This is a genomic window from uncultured Roseobacter sp., from assembly GCF_947496515.1.
Taxonomy (GTDB): Bacteria; Pseudomonadota; Alphaproteobacteria; order Rhodobacterales; family Rhodobacteraceae; genus Roseobacter.
In genome coordinates this window covers 140,203-153,521 of the sequence record NZ_CANMDB010000006.1, presented here as the reverse complement: position 1 = coordinate 153,521, position 13,319 = coordinate 140,203, and the positions used below count along the sequence as shown (strand labels likewise).

The 13,319-nt window shown below is 64.2% G+C and carries 16 protein-coding genes and 1 other RNA gene; 12 read left to right on the top strand and 5 right to left on the bottom strand.

What is annotated here, in order from left to right:
* Positions 1 to 43: 43 nt before the first annotated feature.
* The 7 genes from Q1A53_RS12770 (at position 44) to Q1A53_RS12740 (ending at position 5,141) form a co-directional block, all read left to right on the top strand.
* Positions 44 to 775: an FCD domain-containing protein gene (locus Q1A53_RS12770; protein WP_299967192.1), complete on the top strand. Its 732-nt coding sequence runs from the start codon at positions 44 to 46 to the stop codon at positions 773 to 775.
* 264 nt (positions 776 to 1,039) lie between these two features.
* A complete protein-coding gene (locus tag Q1A53_RS12765; RefSeq protein WP_299967189.1) occupies positions 1,040 to 1,390 on the top strand; it encodes a hypothetical protein in 351 nt (116 codons plus the stop codon).
* The gene (locus Q1A53_RS12760; RefSeq protein WP_299967186.1) at positions 1,387 to 2,121 is read left to right on the top strand and encodes a leishmanolysin-related zinc metalloendopeptidase; all 735 of its coding nucleotides are present in this window, start codon (positions 1,387 to 1,389) and stop codon (positions 2,119 to 2,121) included. The genes Q1A53_RS12765 and Q1A53_RS12760 overlap by 4 nt, the downstream gene beginning before the upstream one ends.
* Before the next feature lie 42 nt (positions 2,122 to 2,163).
* Positions 2,164 to 2,517: a DUF4345 family protein gene (locus tag Q1A53_RS12755; protein ID WP_299967183.1), complete on the top strand. Its 354-nt coding sequence runs from the start codon at positions 2,164 to 2,166 to the stop codon at positions 2,515 to 2,517.
* Between the two features lie 180 nt (positions 2,518 to 2,697).
* Positions 2,698 to 3,046: a transfer-messenger RNA gene (gene ssrA / locus Q1A53_RS12750) on the top strand.
* A 245-nt stretch (positions 3,047 to 3,291) separates the two neighbouring features.
* The gene (chrA, locus tag Q1A53_RS12745) at positions 3,292 to 4,542 is read left to right on the top strand and encodes a chromate efflux transporter (protein ID WP_299967180.1); all 1,251 of its coding nucleotides are present in this window, start codon (positions 3,292 to 3,294) and stop codon (positions 4,540 to 4,542) included.
* Between the two features lie 71 nt (positions 4,543 to 4,613).
* Positions 4,614 to 5,141, top strand: a complete 528-nt coding sequence (locus Q1A53_RS12740) for a ClpXP protease specificity-enhancing factor SspB (RefSeq protein ID WP_299967178.1) — start codon at positions 4,614 to 4,616, stop codon at positions 5,139 to 5,141.
* Positions 5,142 to 5,341: 200 nt separating this feature from the next.
* Here Q1A53_RS12740 and Q1A53_RS12735 read toward each other — a convergent pair whose 3' ends face one another.
* Complete coding sequence (locus tag Q1A53_RS12735; protein ID WP_299967176.1) at positions 5,342 to 5,878, bottom strand: hypothetical protein; 537 nt, start codon at positions 5,876 to 5,878, stop codon at positions 5,342 to 5,344.
* A 152-nt stretch (positions 5,879 to 6,030) separates the two neighbouring features.
* On the opposite strand from Q1A53_RS12735, the gene fumC reads away from it, so the two are divergent.
* From fumC to Q1A53_RS12715, 4 genes are read left to right on the top strand one after another with little or no spacing between them, the layout of a single operon-like run.
* The gene (gene fumC, locus Q1A53_RS12730; RefSeq protein WP_299967173.1) at positions 6,031 to 7,428 is read left to right on the top strand and encodes a class II fumarate hydratase; all 1,398 of its coding nucleotides are present in this window, start codon (positions 6,031 to 6,033) and stop codon (positions 7,426 to 7,428) included.
* Positions 7,425 to 7,769 (top strand): hypothetical protein, encoded by a 345-nt coding sequence (locus tag Q1A53_RS12725; protein WP_299967171.1) that lies wholly within the window; start codon positions 7,425 to 7,427, stop codon positions 7,767 to 7,769. Before fumC ends, Q1A53_RS12725 begins: the two co-directional genes overlap by 4 nt.
* 55 nt (positions 7,770 to 7,824) lie before the next feature.
* Positions 7,825 to 8,001, top strand: a complete 177-nt coding sequence (locus tag Q1A53_RS12720; protein WP_299967168.1) for a DUF4169 family protein — start codon at positions 7,825 to 7,827, stop codon at positions 7,999 to 8,001.
* Positions 7,998 to 8,249 (top strand): ribbon-helix-helix domain-containing protein, encoded by a 252-nt coding sequence (locus Q1A53_RS12715; RefSeq protein WP_299967165.1) that lies wholly within the window; start codon positions 7,998 to 8,000, stop codon positions 8,247 to 8,249. The genes Q1A53_RS12720 and Q1A53_RS12715 overlap by 4 nt, the downstream gene beginning before the upstream one ends.
* A gap of 234 nt (positions 8,250 to 8,483) precedes the next feature.
* Here Q1A53_RS12715 and Q1A53_RS12710 read toward each other — a convergent pair whose 3' ends face one another.
* From Q1A53_RS12710 to Q1A53_RS12695, 4 genes are all read right to left on the bottom strand, one after another.
* Positions 8,484 to 9,374, bottom strand: coding sequence for a fructose bisphosphate aldolase (locus Q1A53_RS12710; protein WP_299967163.1), 891 nt, complete (start codon positions 9,372 to 9,374; stop codon positions 8,484 to 8,486).
* A gap of 68 nt (positions 9,375 to 9,442) precedes the next feature.
* A complete protein-coding gene (locus Q1A53_RS12705) occupies positions 9,443 to 10,795 on the bottom strand; it encodes a cytochrome P450 (RefSeq protein ID WP_299967161.1) in 1,353 nt (450 codons plus the stop codon).
* Positions 10,792 to 12,015, bottom strand: coding sequence for a hypothetical protein (locus tag Q1A53_RS12700; protein WP_299967158.1), 1,224 nt, complete (start codon positions 12,013 to 12,015; stop codon positions 10,792 to 10,794). Before Q1A53_RS12700 ends, Q1A53_RS12705 begins: the two co-directional genes overlap by 4 nt.
* A gap of 168 nt (positions 12,016 to 12,183) precedes the next feature.
* Positions 12,184 to 12,936 carry a cytochrome c biogenesis protein CcdA gene (locus Q1A53_RS12695; protein WP_299967156.1) on the bottom strand — a complete coding sequence of 251 codons (753 nt, stop codon included), beginning with the start codon at positions 12,934 to 12,936 and terminating at the stop codon, positions 12,184 to 12,186.
* Positions 12,937 to 13,028: 92 nt separating this feature from the next.
* On the opposite strand from Q1A53_RS12695, the gene Q1A53_RS12690 reads away from it, so the two are divergent.
* Positions 13,029 to 13,259 carry a sulfurtransferase TusA family protein gene (locus tag Q1A53_RS12690; protein ID WP_299967154.1) on the top strand — a complete coding sequence of 77 codons (231 nt, stop codon included), beginning with the start codon at positions 13,029 to 13,031 and terminating at the stop codon, positions 13,257 to 13,259.
* The last annotated feature ends 60 nt before the right edge of the window (positions 13,260 to 13,319 follow it).

Sequence of the window (13,319 nt, the reverse complement as noted above, 5' to 3'; positions counted from 1 at the left end):
TGCCAGACAATTGAGACCCGGGCAAACATTAAATGTAAGACATATGAAAATCGACCCTTCGAACCCCGCCGACCTCTCCGCCCAGATCGCCGGTGCGATCCGCGACGCCATTATCGCAGGCACGCTCATCGTGGATGAACGCCTGCCTTCGGAGGCGGAACTGGCCGAGCAATTCGACGTCTCCCGCCCCACGGTGCGCGAAGCGCTCAAGCGGCTGGCGGCGCAATCGCTGATCCGCACCCAACGCGGCGCGACGGGCGGCGCCTTTGTCAACCGGCTGAGCTTTGAGGCGGCCCAGCCCCAGCAGATCACCACTTCGACGCTGCTGCTGAGCATGAACGCGGTCAGCTTCAGCACCGCCTGCGAGGCGCGTTACGCGCTGGAACGGGCCTGCGCGCCGCTCGCCGCCGCGCGGCGCAGCGCCGATCACCTGGCCACCATGCGCGCCGAGATCCACAGGCAAGGCCAGCCGGGCCTCACCGATGAGGCCTTCTGCGCCTCGGACGTGGCCTTTCACCGCGCGCTGGTCGATGGGGCGGGCAACCCGGTGCTGTCCTACCAGCTCGCAGGGGCGGTGGAGGCCATGCAGCCGCTGATGAACATGATCACCTTCACCGCCCGGGACCGCGCCCGGATCATCGACCTGCACACAAGGATCGCCGATGCGGTGGAGGCCCAGGATGACGCGGCCACCGCCCAGGGCCTGACGGCGCTGGAGCGCGAAACACAGGCCCTGGCCGAGCGCGTCTTCGAGGCGCGCAAGCCCAGATCCTGAACCGGGACCCGTCGGCAGAAGGGGGCAAGCCCCCTCCCCTCCATCGAGGAGGGTCGGCGGCTGCCCGGCCCCGTCGGGGACCGGGCGGCGCTGCACCGACGGTCCGCCCTCACGCGCGCCACGCGGCAAATCGCACGTAGTCCGGTGGAAGCGGTCCGCTCAGAGATCGGCGGCAAGCTGCGCAGATCCCGGCCCAGGTGGCCTCGCCATGAGGGCCGCAGCAGGCTAGTTTTGCCCAAGGGAACGGAAAACAGGACAGCACCGATGATCAAACCCACGCTTACCGCCAGCTTCCTCGCGGCACTCCTTGCAGGCTGCACCGCCGTGCCCACCTCCGGCCCTGCCCCGGGCGCACCGACGCCCCGCCCCGTCTACACGCCGCCGGAGCAATCGGGCTTGATCGCCGTGCGCCCCTTTCCCGGCCCCCGGGATGTCTGCGTGGTGATCGGTGAAAACGATCTGACACGCCCCTATCTGGACGACAGCGCGACCCTCATTGCCTGCCCGGCCCATGAAAACGGCGCGATCGCCGACCGCAGCGAGCAGGGCGCGCAGGTCCTCGACCGCGCCGGTCGCTGGGTGCTCCTGTCCGTGCCGGAGCGCCCGGCTTCATGATCACGCTCGACTATACCGCACCGCTGTCCGAGGTCCGTCGGGGTGCCTTTGACCGCGCCGCCGCCCGCTGGGACAGGCTCATCGACACCAGCTTTGCCGCCGTCGCCTTTGACGGCCGGCAGCTGACCGGCGTGCTGATCGAGGTGGCGATTGAACCCATCGACGGCGCTGCCGGCGTCCTGGGCCAGGCCGGTCCCACCGCCCTGCGCCCGGGTGCCGAGCTTCCCGCCGCGGGCATCATGCAGTTCGATACCGCCGACGTCGAACGGTTGGAAGCCGAAGGCAGCTTTGAGGATGTGGTCCTGCACGAGATGGCCCATGTGCTGGGTTTTGGCACCCTCTGGGCCCGCGCGGGGCTGATCTCGGGCAGCGGCACCAACGATCCGCGCTTTACCGGCACTGGCGCCCAGCGTGAGTACAGCGCCCTCGGAGGTACCGGCAGCGCTGTGCCCATCGCCAATACCGGCGGACCGGGCACCCGTGAAGGCCACTGGCGCGAGCTCATCTTCGGTGACGAACTGCTCACCGGCTTCCTGTCGGGTCTCAACCGACCCATCAGCCGGATGTCGCTCGCGGCCTTCGGCGATATGGGCTACACGGTCGATCTTGCCGCCGCCGACCCCTACACCCTGCCCAGTTTCCGCGCTTTGGCAGAGATGGGCATCACCGAGGCCGTGCGCATCTGCGATCTCTGCCGCATGGGGCGGCCGGAGCCTGTCGTGCTGGACTAAAGCGCCATTGCCGGGCGCAGGCTGCAGCCTATCTTTCCGGATATGACAGATATCCTCAATATAATCGCTTGCCTGCTCACCATCGGCTTCGGCCTCTTCGGGTTTCTGCGGCCGCGCTACACTGCTGCTGCACTGGATCTCGCACCGACCGATACCACCATGGGGCTGAGCGAAATGCGCGCTTCCGTGGGCGGGCTGTTCGTGGCCGCCGGTCTCGCGGCACTCTGGCTCGATGCACCGCTGGCCTACGCGATGATCGGCTTTGCCTTCGCGGGGGCTGCCACGGGCCGGGTGCTGTCGCTGATCTTTGACAGGCCGCCGGTGGGTAAACTCGCCGTCTTCGGCGGGATCGAAGCCGCGCTCGCCGCCTGGCTGATCTTTGGCAACATCGGCTGAGAGCGGCGTACGCACCGTTAACCGATGCGCCACACCGACCCCGCACCGACGCAATACCGTTAAAATACCGACGTTATACCGACGTTGGTTTTACATGAAGAAAATCGCGTTAACACTTGATCTGCATAACGATTAGATGATCACCGTTGCGCAAGGGCCAATTTCACCGCACGCTGCTTGCCCCTTGAGATCTCCGGCCATTGCGCCTATGTCTGGGATGTCTTTCGGGACTATGGACATAAACGCGCTCGCAATAAGCGGATCGGACCCGGGGGCGGTACCCGGCGGCTCCACCAACATCCTTCATTTGGGGATCATGGGGCCGAAACAGGATCGACGAACGTCTAAAGGGGTTAGCTTTGTCCCGGTGAGATACCACCGTTATCGGTTCAAAACGTACAATTGCAAATGACAATCGTGCACCAGTAGCGATGGCCGCGTAAGCGACCGGAGATACTGAAATCTTAAGTCCTAGCGCTTTGCAGCACTAGGCGGGGTTCGCAGGTACCTGGCAACAGAAACCTGCACTTACCCCCCCCGATATAGCTGAAATATATCAGTAATTTCCCTGCCCGGGTTATGGCACGACTTTGCCGACCAGATCATGATTGACGTGACAGCCCCAGTCGTGCCACCTCCGGGAGACGCCGTCTCCGGTCAAAGGATGTCGATCATGGCAAGGCCCGTCTCCAGATCCGCTGATAACATTGATACCTCGTCACAAGACACTGTTTTAAAATTACTTCCCACTGGCATAGCTGAAAGCCCCAATAGGTGACCCGACCCGGCCTCGCCGACATCACCCGCGTCTTCGGGCGCATCGGCCTTTTGTCTTTCGGCGGGCCAGCCGCCCAGATCGCCTTGATGCACCGCGAGCTGGTGGAGACACGTGACTGGCTCAGCAATGACAGCTTCCTGCGCGCCCTGTCGCTGTGCATGCTGCTGCCCGGGCCCGAAGCGATGCAGTTGGCGACCTACGCTGGCTGGCGGCTGCAGGGTACGGTGGGCGGGCTCATCGCAGGGGCGCTCTTTGTGCTGCCAGGCGCGCTGGTGATCGGGCTGCTGGCACTGGGCTACGCACTCTATGGACAGCTCCCCCTGGTGCAAGCGGGGTTTGCCGGGATCAAGGCAACCGTGGTGGTTATCCTCCTGCAAGCATTGGTAAAACTCTCGCGCAAGACCTTGACGACCCCCACCAGCCTCGCCCTCGCCACGGCTGCTTTTGCGGCTCTCTTCGTCTTTGGGCTGCCCTTTCCGCTGGTCATCGCAGGTGCAGCGCTCTGCGGCGCGATCGGCACCTCGACCCCGGCGACCGCCCCCGCAACACCCCCGCCCACGCGCGCCCGCAGCCTGCGCACCACCGTCCTCTGGGGCACGCTCTGGGCGCTGCCCGTGCTCGCGGTTTGGCTGGCAGATCAGACGTTTCTGACCCAGATTGCGCTCTTCTTCTCCAAACTCGCTGTGGTGACCTTTGGCGGCGCATACGCAGTGCTCGCCTATATGACCCAGACGGTAGTGCAGGACTTCGGCTGGATCAGCACCGGCCAGATGATTGACGCGCTCGGGTTGGCAGAGACGACGCCCGGCCCTCTGATCCTGGTGACCCAGTTCGTGGCCCTGCTCGCAGGCTTTGCCGACGGCGGGATCACCATGGCGCTCGCGGCCGGGGGGCTGGCGCTCTGGGTCACCTTTACCCCCTGTTTTCTATGGATCTTTCTCGCAGGGCCTTACCTGGATCAGATCGCGGCACGCCCGCGCCTCTCTGCTGCGTTGCAGGCGATCACCGCAGCTGTGGTGGGCGTCATCCTCAATCTGGGCCTGTGGTTCGCGCTGCATGTGCTGTTCCGCGAGGTCCGCACCGGCGTCTGGGCCGCCCTGCCCTGGCCCACGCCCGCATCGCTGGATCCGGCGGCCCTCGGGCTCACCGCCCTTGCGGCGCTGCTCCTGCTGGGCCTGAAACGCGGGCTGGCCGAGACCCTGGCGCTCATGGCGCTCGCCGGGCTGGGCCTGAGCGTGCTGACCTAAGACACCCTCTTTCCTCGCGGCGGGAATCGGGTATGCTCAAAGAGGTACTCACCTCAGTTCATAGGATCGCGATGAGCCGCACCATCGACTACGGCAACCTGATGCACGAAGCCATGCGCGGCCTCATCCGCGAGGTTCTGGAGGATGTATCGGCCAATGGCCTGCCCGGCGCGCATCATTTCTTCATCACCTTCGATACCAGTCACCCCGATGCGGAGCTGGCCGACTGGCTGTCGGACCGCTACCCCGGCGAGATGACCGTGGTCATGCAGCACTGGTACGACAATCTGGATGTGGGGGCCGAGGGGTTTTCCGTGACGCTCAATTTCGGCGACGCGCCCGAGCCTCTCTACATTCCCTATGACGCGATCAAGACCTTTGTGGATCCGTCGGTGGAGTTCGGGCTGAGGTTCGAAACCCAGGGAGATCAGGATGAAGAAGGCGACGCAGGGGGCGAAAAAGAAAAGATAAAACCGGCGACAACCCTGCCCGCGATCAAACCGGAGCCGAGCCTGCCCGCCACCTCGGACACAGAAGACGATGCTGAGCCACCGGCCAAGGACGCCGAGATTGTCTCGCTCGACAGCTTCCGGAAATAGCGCAAGGCACCGCCACGCACGGATGATTTCAACAGGTACCAGCCTGCGCGTCCAAGACCGGCAATCAGCATCAGATCGCTGCGCCACTCACAATGAGGTTTGGTGTAAGCCCCGCAGACCTCCGACCTCGCGATCACCGGTGAGAGACCACAGCCAGGCCTGTCCGTGGCGAACAGACGCCTGAGCAGCTGTCACGCGGCCTATCGCCGCCGAAGAAAAGTTGACACCGTCCGCCCGATCTCGCCATTGCGCACGCTCTGATACTCCAGATCGAGACCACCGTCAGCAAGCGTTCTGTCAAACTGCTGGATCTCGTAACCGCCGTCCTCCGCCACAAAGAGCGAGTAGACACTGAGCGTGTCCCCCTCGATCCGCGCCCAGACGTAGGGTTCCCCCTGCATCGGGTCCAACTGCACCCCATGCCCGAAAACATTGCGCTTCATGGCAGCGGCGAAGACATCGCCGCGGTCCGAGGGCACGAACTCCACGAGGTAGGACTTGTCAGACCCTGTCCCGTCCGCCCGCAGCGTTGTCGTGGTCCAGGCGACGCTAAAGCCCGCCTTTGTCTCGGTGATCTTGACGTTCATGACCCGGTCCTGGGTGCGACCATCGGCCAGCGTGACGGGGGCCGCGCCCTCAAAGCTGCCCACAAAGCGGCTGATGTCGGCCCGGGCGACCCCCGCCAGCACGATCAGTGCCATCAGGCTTGTCCAGGCGGTCCGGCGCCATGCCATCATGTGTCTTCTCCTCCAACTGCTCGATCTCAAGATAAGCCCTTGCAGCCTGCATGCAATGTCGACCTGCCCCGCCCCCCCTTCCGCAAAGCCGCCGTTGCATGGCCCGGCCTGCGGCGCTACACCGTTGCCACCGCAATTTCAGGGAAGACATCATGGCGCAGACCCGCACGGAAACCGATAGTTTCGGCCCCCTTGAGGTGCCATCGGACAAGTATTGGGGCGCGCAGACGCAGCGCTCCATCCAGAACTTTCCCATCGGATGGGAACAGCAACCCGTCGCCATTGTCCGCGCGCTTGGTGTGATCAAACAGGCCTGTGCGCAGGCAAACCAGCATCTGGGCAAGCTCGACGACGCCCGTGGCGCCGCTATCCAGCAGGCGGCCAGCGAGGTCGTCTCGGGCAAGTTCGACGATAACTTTCCGCTGGTGGTCTGGCAGACCGGGTCGGGCACACAGTCCAACATGAACGCCAATGAGGTCATCGCCAACCGCGCGATCGAGATCATGGGCGGGCAGATCGGCTCCAAGGACCCGGTGCACCCCAATGACCACTGCAACATGGGGCAATCCTCCAACGACACCTTCCCCACCGCCATGCATATCGCGACCGCCATGACCGCCCGCGACGTGCTGCTGCCCGGGCTGGAAAAACTGCACGGCGCGCTCCAGGCCAAGGTCGCGGCATTCGACGGGATCATCAAGATCGGCCGCACCCACACTCAGGATGCAACACCGCTGACACTGTCCCAGGAATTTTCCGGCTACACCCATCAGGTCGCCATGGGGATCCAGCGGGTCAAGGACGCACTGGGGCGCATCTACGAGCTGGCGCAGGGCGGCACCGCCGTGGGCACCGGGCTCAACACGCCCAAAGGCTGGGATGTGATGGTGGCCGCCAACATGGCGGAGATCACGGGCCTCCCCTTCGTGACCGCTCCCAACAAGTTCGAAGCACTTGCCGCCCATGACGCGATGGTCGAGATCTCCGGCGCGCTCAAGGTCGTGGCCGCAAGCCTGTTCAAGATCGCCAATGACATCCGCCTGTTGGGCTCCGGCCCGCGCTGCGGTCTGGGCGAGCTGGTACTGCCGGAGAACGAACCCGGCTCCTCCATCATGCCCGGCAAGGTCAACCCGACCCAATGCGAAGCACTCACCCAGGTCTGCGCCCATGTCTTCGGCAATGACGCCGCCGTGGGGTTCGCAGGCTCGCAGGGCCATTTCGAGCTCAACGTCTACAAGCCCATGATGGCCTATAACGTGTTGCAGAGCATGCAGCTTCTGGGCGATGCGGCCTCGGCGTTTACGGATAATCTGGTCGACGGGCTACAAGCGGATGCAGACCGTATCGACCGGCTGATGCGCGAAAGCCTGATGCTGGTCACAGCACTCGCCCCCGAGATCGGCTATGACAACGCCACCAAGGTCGCCAAGACCGCGCATAAGAACGGCACCACGCTGATCGAGGAAGCGGTGGCTCTGGGCTTTGTCACCGAAGACCGGTTCAACGAGGTGGTGCGGCCAGAAAACATGGTGGGGCCAAAAGAGACATGAGCGACACGTCGGTCGACCCTGTGCGCGGGCTTCTGGAAGATGCCAAAACGGACAGAAGCTGGGGGCCGCGTCTGAAAGCATTGGCGGAGGCGCTCTCGGATGGTGACAGATCTGCCCTGATCGCACTGCTGCAGAATGACGCTCAGAAGGATGCCGCGGTCATGACAAGCCGCGGCTCAGCCAATGACAGGTTTTGGGCGCATCTGTCCAATGTCGGCTTGACGGCGCTGCAGGATGGCTCCGTGCCCGAACCGCTGAGAGAAACCGCGGTTGCCTACAAACTGACGCCGGAGGGTCGCAGACTTCTGCCGCCCCTTGTGGGAAGCCTGTTTCGGTCGTGATGGTTTCGCAAGAGTGCGCCGCGGGCGCGTCGCATCTGTAAAAAAGGAGTAGTCAGTGGTCTCGCCCATCAACCTCAACAAGGCCCGCAAGGAACGCGCCCGAACCCGGAAAAAGGCGCAGTCCGAGGAAAATGCGCTGCGCTTCGGCCGGACCAAGGCCGAGAAGGAGGCCAGCCGGTCAGAGGCGGAAAAGACCGCCCGCGCGCTCGACGCCCATAAACGCGAGACATGAACGACAGGCCTGTCAAACACTCGGTCACGCTCAAAGGGCACCGGACGTCGGTGTCGTTAGAGCCCGAATTCTGGCAAGCCTTCCGTCGGATCGCGGCAGAGAAGTCGGTGCCGATCAACGCGCTGGTGGCCCAGATCGACGTGGAACGCGGTACACGCGCGGGCCTCGCGTCTGCTATTCGCCTCCACGTGCTGCGTGATCTGCAGGCCCGGCTCGCCGCTGACGAAGATCGCAGCGCACCCGAATAACGCGCACCACCGGCAACGCGCGGTGGAAGGGGTTTCGAAACCCCTTTCTCCCAGCTCAGCCCACTACGCTCAGACGTCGAAGGCAAGACACAGCGGATCCCGCAGCGCGCCAACTTGAACTCAAACCGCTCTGGGGCATGTTGCGTCGCGTGGGCTTCGGGTTTCGCTGTCCCTCGGCCTTGGTACAACCGCAAAATCTGACGATCGGCGCCGGGATGCCCTGACGCGACCAGCCTAGATCGACGCGCGGTAGATCTTGTCGATGTTGCTGCCCAGAGCCGTGTTGAACTCCGCGTCCGACATCTTCACGTTCAGCCCTTCGGTCAGGGCACGGCTGAAGCTTGCAATCATGCTGGGGCATTGCGTCAGCCGCTGGCAGGCCTCATCGGTGGAATAGCCGCCCGACAGCGCCACAACGCGCAGCACCCGGGGGTGCGCCGCCAGCTTTTCGTAGCGCCAGGGCTCGTTGGGCGGCGTCAGTTTGAGCATCACATCCGTGCCACCTTCCAGCCTGTCCAGATGTTTGGCGATCTCCGCTTCCAGCAGCACCTCCGCCTCGTTCTTGGTCTGGGAATGAATATTCACCTCCGGCTCCAGAATGGGAACGAGGCCCGCGGCACGCACCGTCCGCGCGACCTCAAACTGCTGCGCCACGATCTCGGCAATGCCTTTTTCATCAGCTTCGTGGATGACCGAGCGTTCCTTGGTGCCAAAGATCCCCTTGCCCTTCGCCACCTGCAAGGTCTCCTCCAGCCCGGGCATGGGTTTGAGCAATTGCACCCCGTCGGCCTGCTCCTCCAGCCCCTTGTCGATCTTCAGAAACGGCACCACACCGCGCGCAGACCACAGCAATTCCGCAACGGGGGTGTCGTTGATGGTATCATGCATCGTGCGTTCAAAGAGAATCGCACCGATGATTTTCGACTTGGTGAAATCATCCGCCAGAATGATTCGGGCGCGCATGTCATGCATGGCGCGGAACATCTCTTCGTCACCGGTGTAGTCAGACGGCTCGACACCGTAGAGGCTCAGCGCTTTGGGGGTAGAGCCACCCGACTGGTCCAGCGCCGCGATGAAGCCCGCGCCTGATTTCATCTGTTCGCGCATCGCGCCCGTGTCTGACATGATCGGTTTTTCCTTCTGATTCCGCCGCTTGCCTTTGCTTAAATCACAGGCGCGCGCGATGGTATATGTTAGCGCCGGACAAGCCGAAGACGGATCCCGCTCTGCGAGCGCACGGTCAGATGCGCCACCGGCACCGGCGGTGGACCGTCCGGCAGCACCACCCTCAGACGCCGCAGGATATGCGCCAGCATCAGGACCCCTTCCGTCATGGCAAAGCCCGCGCCCGGGCAAACCCGCGGGCCAGCGCTGAACGGCAGGTAGGCCCCGCGCGCGCAGGCACGGCCAGTCTCCGTCTGCCACCTGCCGGGGTCGAAGTCATCGGGTCGCTCCCACACCCGGTTCTGACGGTGCAGATGCCACTGGCTGATCACGACCTGTGCCCCCGGTTTGACAGCGCGGTTGCGAAACGTCTCAGGCACCGTCGTCTCACGGACCATCATCGGCACAGGCGGGTAAAGCCGCAGCGTCTCGCGGAACACATCGCGCGTCAGGCGCAGCTGCGAAAGCTGAGAAAAGTCCTTGAGATCAATGCACTGCGCTTCCTCGGCAAGCCTGTCCTGCCAGTCGGGAAAAAGCGCCAGCAGATAGAGCGCCCAGGCCAGTGCCGAGGCGCTGGTCTCATGCCCGGCAAGAAAGAAGATCGCCACTTGATCCACCATCTCCGCCACATCAAAGGTGTCCCCCGTCAGAGGATCGGGCGTGGTCATGATCGCGGTGGCCAGATCCTGCGGCGCATCGCCTGCGTCAATCTCCGCCTGCCGGGCCATGGTCAGACCGGTGATCAGCGCCCGGATCTCCGCGGCACTGCGTTTGGTCTCGGCCCGGTAGCCGCGCGGCATCCAACCCGGGACAGGCAGGAAAGCCGCCAGGTTCAGGATCGGCTGACTGCGCTGGTAGCGCTGAAAGGCGGCAAAGACGGCGCGCGCGGTCTCATGCTCGATGGGGATGGAAAAGAGCGTGCGAAAGATGGCGTCCGCGGCGGCGTGGCTTGCCTCCGGCTCGATGTCGATTTCGGCACCGCATTGCGCCAGCAGCCGGTCCGTGACCGCCTCTGCCGCCGCAACGATGGCGGGGTGCGTGGAGCGCGCGCCCCCGCCTTCGAAGGCGGGGTTGATGATCCGTCGCTGCCGCTCCCACGTCGCCCCGTTGGTCAGAAAGACCGAATTTCCCAGGAGCGGTCTGAGACCTGACCCGACGCGATCCGACTTCGGGAAATCTCCGGGCCGTGTCTTTAGGACGGTCTGGATGATCTCACCGTCATTGACCATGTAACTGCGGAAAAACGGCGTGCGAAATTCCGCCATCCACGCGCCATAGAGCCGCACGGGCTGCGAGGACAGGATATCGCGACGGAAAAGGCGCAGGTGCTGCCACAGGCTCACACGATCCGCGCGCGCGCGCGGTTTTGGCGGTCGGGTCACGGGGCACGGTCCGTGTAGGGGCTGAGCGACCGGGTGATCCGCGAGGCAGACGGCGTGCGGTTTGCGTAGCGATCCGCGAGGCTGACGGGACCCGCGGTGATCGCGAAATAGTCATAGTCGCCGGGCCGATCAAAGGCGCAGAGATATTGGAAATGCAGGCGAAAGAAGCGCCTTCGAAGGCGCTTCCACCGCTCGGCTGACAGGGTCTTCGTGAAGGCAGCGGAGAAAACCAGCGGCCAGCGCGCCTCTGGCGATCCTTGTCCACAGACGGCCACGGGATCGCACAGTGCAAAGCAACATCCGTCGCCCGGCGCGCTCACATCGATCCAAGCCAGCCGATCCGAGACAGCGAGCGTCGACAGATCCCGCCGTAGCGCGCCCGCCTGGGGGAGAAAGCCCACCATCGGCACCACATGCCCGAGGGACAGGAGCCCAAGTGCGGGCCCGTCCTGCGGCGCCTGTCTCTCGCGCAGGATCTCCGCCAGCAGGCTGATCGCCAGATGCGCACCAGAGGAGTGCCCCACCACCAGCACTTCGTCCACGTCACTGGCGAGCGCCTCGGCCACCCGCTCCCGGAACACCTCCAACCGCTCTGCAAGTGCCGCCGGATAAGCGCCGCGGGCCTCGGCGCTATGGGCAAAATCATGCATCAGATAGTAGGCAAAGATCCGGCCGTCCCGGTCGCGAAACCAGCGCAGCAACAGAACCGCACAGAGCCCCCCCGCGCCTGCCGCAAGCAGCGCCACCCCGGGCGCCAGCGAGGTGCCCAGCTGCCAGATCAGCCAACCGGCCAGCGTCGCCAGCGCAAGTTGACCCAGGAGCATGACAACCGGATAGAGCGCCGCAATCACCGGCCCTTTGCGCAACCGCATCAGCCGCCAGAGCGCCCCGGTCGAGAGATAGATCCATGCCGTGCGGAACAGCGCCAGATAGGTCCCCGGGATCGAGCCGGTACGGCTGTCCTGAACAATATCGGACCAGACCAGCACCTCGATCTCCGATCGCGTCACGCGATCCTGCATCTGGGCGCTCACACGCCAGCCGAAGCGTCCCGGTGCCTCCAGCCCACCCTCCATCTCGAGCACGTAGCCCGAGATCTCCGCCTGCGCCGCGCCCTCGCGGCGGTAAAGCTCGCGGTACCGGCGGGGCGGAAAGGGATCGTATCCGGGAATGTAGAAAACCTTGCGGCGTCTGACAGGGCGGGCAGCCGTCTGGCTCATCTGCGGGCTCTCTGTAGGTCACCGCGGCATCGCGGGCATCTGCGCAGTCTAAGGCGCAGTCCGCTCATTCTGCAACATGGCGCTTGGGAAATTGCGCGCGAGGGGCAAGCCGTACCGACCTCACGCTCGCGTCACGGACACCCGGTGATGCAGAAGCGCTTGCGGAGGTCAGCCCAGGGTCGCCAGAAAAGGGAACTGTTCCAGAAGCCACCACGAAAAGGTCGTAAAGGCGCCTGTCACCAGCGCCAGCCCCACCAGCACGAGCAGGCCACCCATGACCCGCTCAATCATCTTCATGTGCCGCTTGAGCCGGTTCATCACGCCCACGGCGCGGGTCATGAACATGGCAGCGAGCAGGAACGGAATGCCCAAGCCCGCGGCGTAGATGCCGAGCAGTAACGTGCCCCGGCTGACGGAGGCCTCGGAGGCCGCCAGCGACAGGATGGCACCCAATTGCGGGCCGATGCAGGGGGTCCAGCCGAAGGCGAAGGCCAGACCGAGGATGTAGGCGCCAAAACTGGAGCCACCCCGGTCGCCTGCATCCATGCGCGCGTCCTGATCGAGAAAGGGAATGCGGAAAAGCCCCAGGAAGTGCAGACCGAAAACGATTACGACGACGCCTGACACTTGTGCGAAAAGCACCTGATTTTGCAGGAAAAAGGCACCGAAAGCGGAGGCCGTGAAGCCGAGGATCAGAAAGACCGTACTCAACCCCAGAACGAAAAACAGCGCAGAGATCACCGCGCGGCGGCGGGCGGCGCTCTCGCTGGTCATCTCGCCGACGGAAACGCCACTCATGTAGGCGAGGTACGGGGGAACGATCGGCAACACACAGGGGCTGAGAAAGCTGATAACACCCGCCAGCAAGGCCACGAACATGGCAGGCAAAAGGCCAGCGTCGATGATCTCGATTCCAAACATCGCCTAGCCCTAGCGGATTGATGCGAGCAGGTCACGGGGCCAAAGGTCACAACCTTGTGGACAGAGTGAAACATCGCGCCTATGTGCGGGACATGACGGATGGACCTCACGACCTCGACGCCACCGGGCTGCTCTGCCCCCTGCCCGTGCTGAAGGCCCGCAAACGCCTGAAGGCACTGGCGTCCGGAGAGGCGTTGCGCATGCGCGCCGATGACCCCGCCGCAATTGTCGATGTGCCGCATTTCTGCGCCGAGGCAGGCCACGAGCTCCTCTCGACCGAAGACGATGGCACCGTCCAGACCTACCTTATTCGCAAAGGCTAGCCTCCCCGCGCCAAGGGCCTTCGAAGGCCCTTGCACCCAGCGGAGGACGAGCGCACCGGT

Bases quoted from the DNA above. Each gene is read 5' to 3' on its own strand.
- Q1A53_RS12725 (WP_299967171.1), top strand. From the start codon at position 7,425: ATGAGCGACACGTCGGTCGACCCTGTGCGCGGGCTTCTGGAAGATGCC.
- Q1A53_RS12770 (WP_299967192.1), top strand. From the start codon at position 44: ATGAAAATCGACCCTTCGAACCCCGCCGACCTCTCCGCCCAGATCGCC.
- Q1A53_RS12735 (WP_299967176.1), bottom strand. From the start codon at position 5,878: ATGATGGCATGGCGCCGGACCGCCTGGACAAGCCTGATGGCACTGATC.
- Q1A53_RS12740 (WP_299967178.1), top strand. From the start codon at position 4,614: ATGAGCCGCACCATCGACTACGGCAACCTGATGCACGAAGCCATGCGC.
- Q1A53_RS12695 (WP_299967156.1), bottom strand. From the start codon at position 12,936: ATGTTTGGAATCGAGATCATCGACGCTGGCCTTTTGCCTGCCATGTTC.
- Q1A53_RS12715 (WP_299967165.1), top strand. From the start codon at position 7,998: ATGAACGACAGGCCTGTCAAACACTCGGTCACGCTCAAAGGGCACCGG.
- Q1A53_RS12760 (WP_299967186.1), top strand. From the start codon at position 1,387: ATGATCACGCTCGACTATACCGCACCGCTGTCCGAGGTCCGTCGGGGT.
- fumC (WP_299967173.1), top strand. From the start codon at position 6,031: ATGGCGCAGACCCGCACGGAAACCGATAGTTTCGGCCCCCTTGAGGTG.
- Q1A53_RS12765 (WP_299967189.1), top strand. From the start codon at position 1,040: ATGATCAAACCCACGCTTACCGCCAGCTTCCTCGCGGCACTCCTTGCA.
- Q1A53_RS12710 (WP_299967163.1), bottom strand. From the start codon at position 9,374: ATGTCAGACACGGGCGCGATGCGCGAACAGATGAAATCAGGCGCGGGC.
- Q1A53_RS12690 (WP_299967154.1), top strand. From the start codon at position 13,029: ATGACGGATGGACCTCACGACCTCGACGCCACCGGGCTGCTCTGCCCC.
- Q1A53_RS12755 (WP_299967183.1), top strand. From the start codon at position 2,164: ATGACAGATATCCTCAATATAATCGCTTGCCTGCTCACCATCGGCTTC.
- Q1A53_RS12700 (WP_299967158.1), bottom strand. From the start codon at position 12,015: ATGAGCCAGACGGCTGCCCGCCCTGTCAGACGCCGCAAGGTTTTCTAC.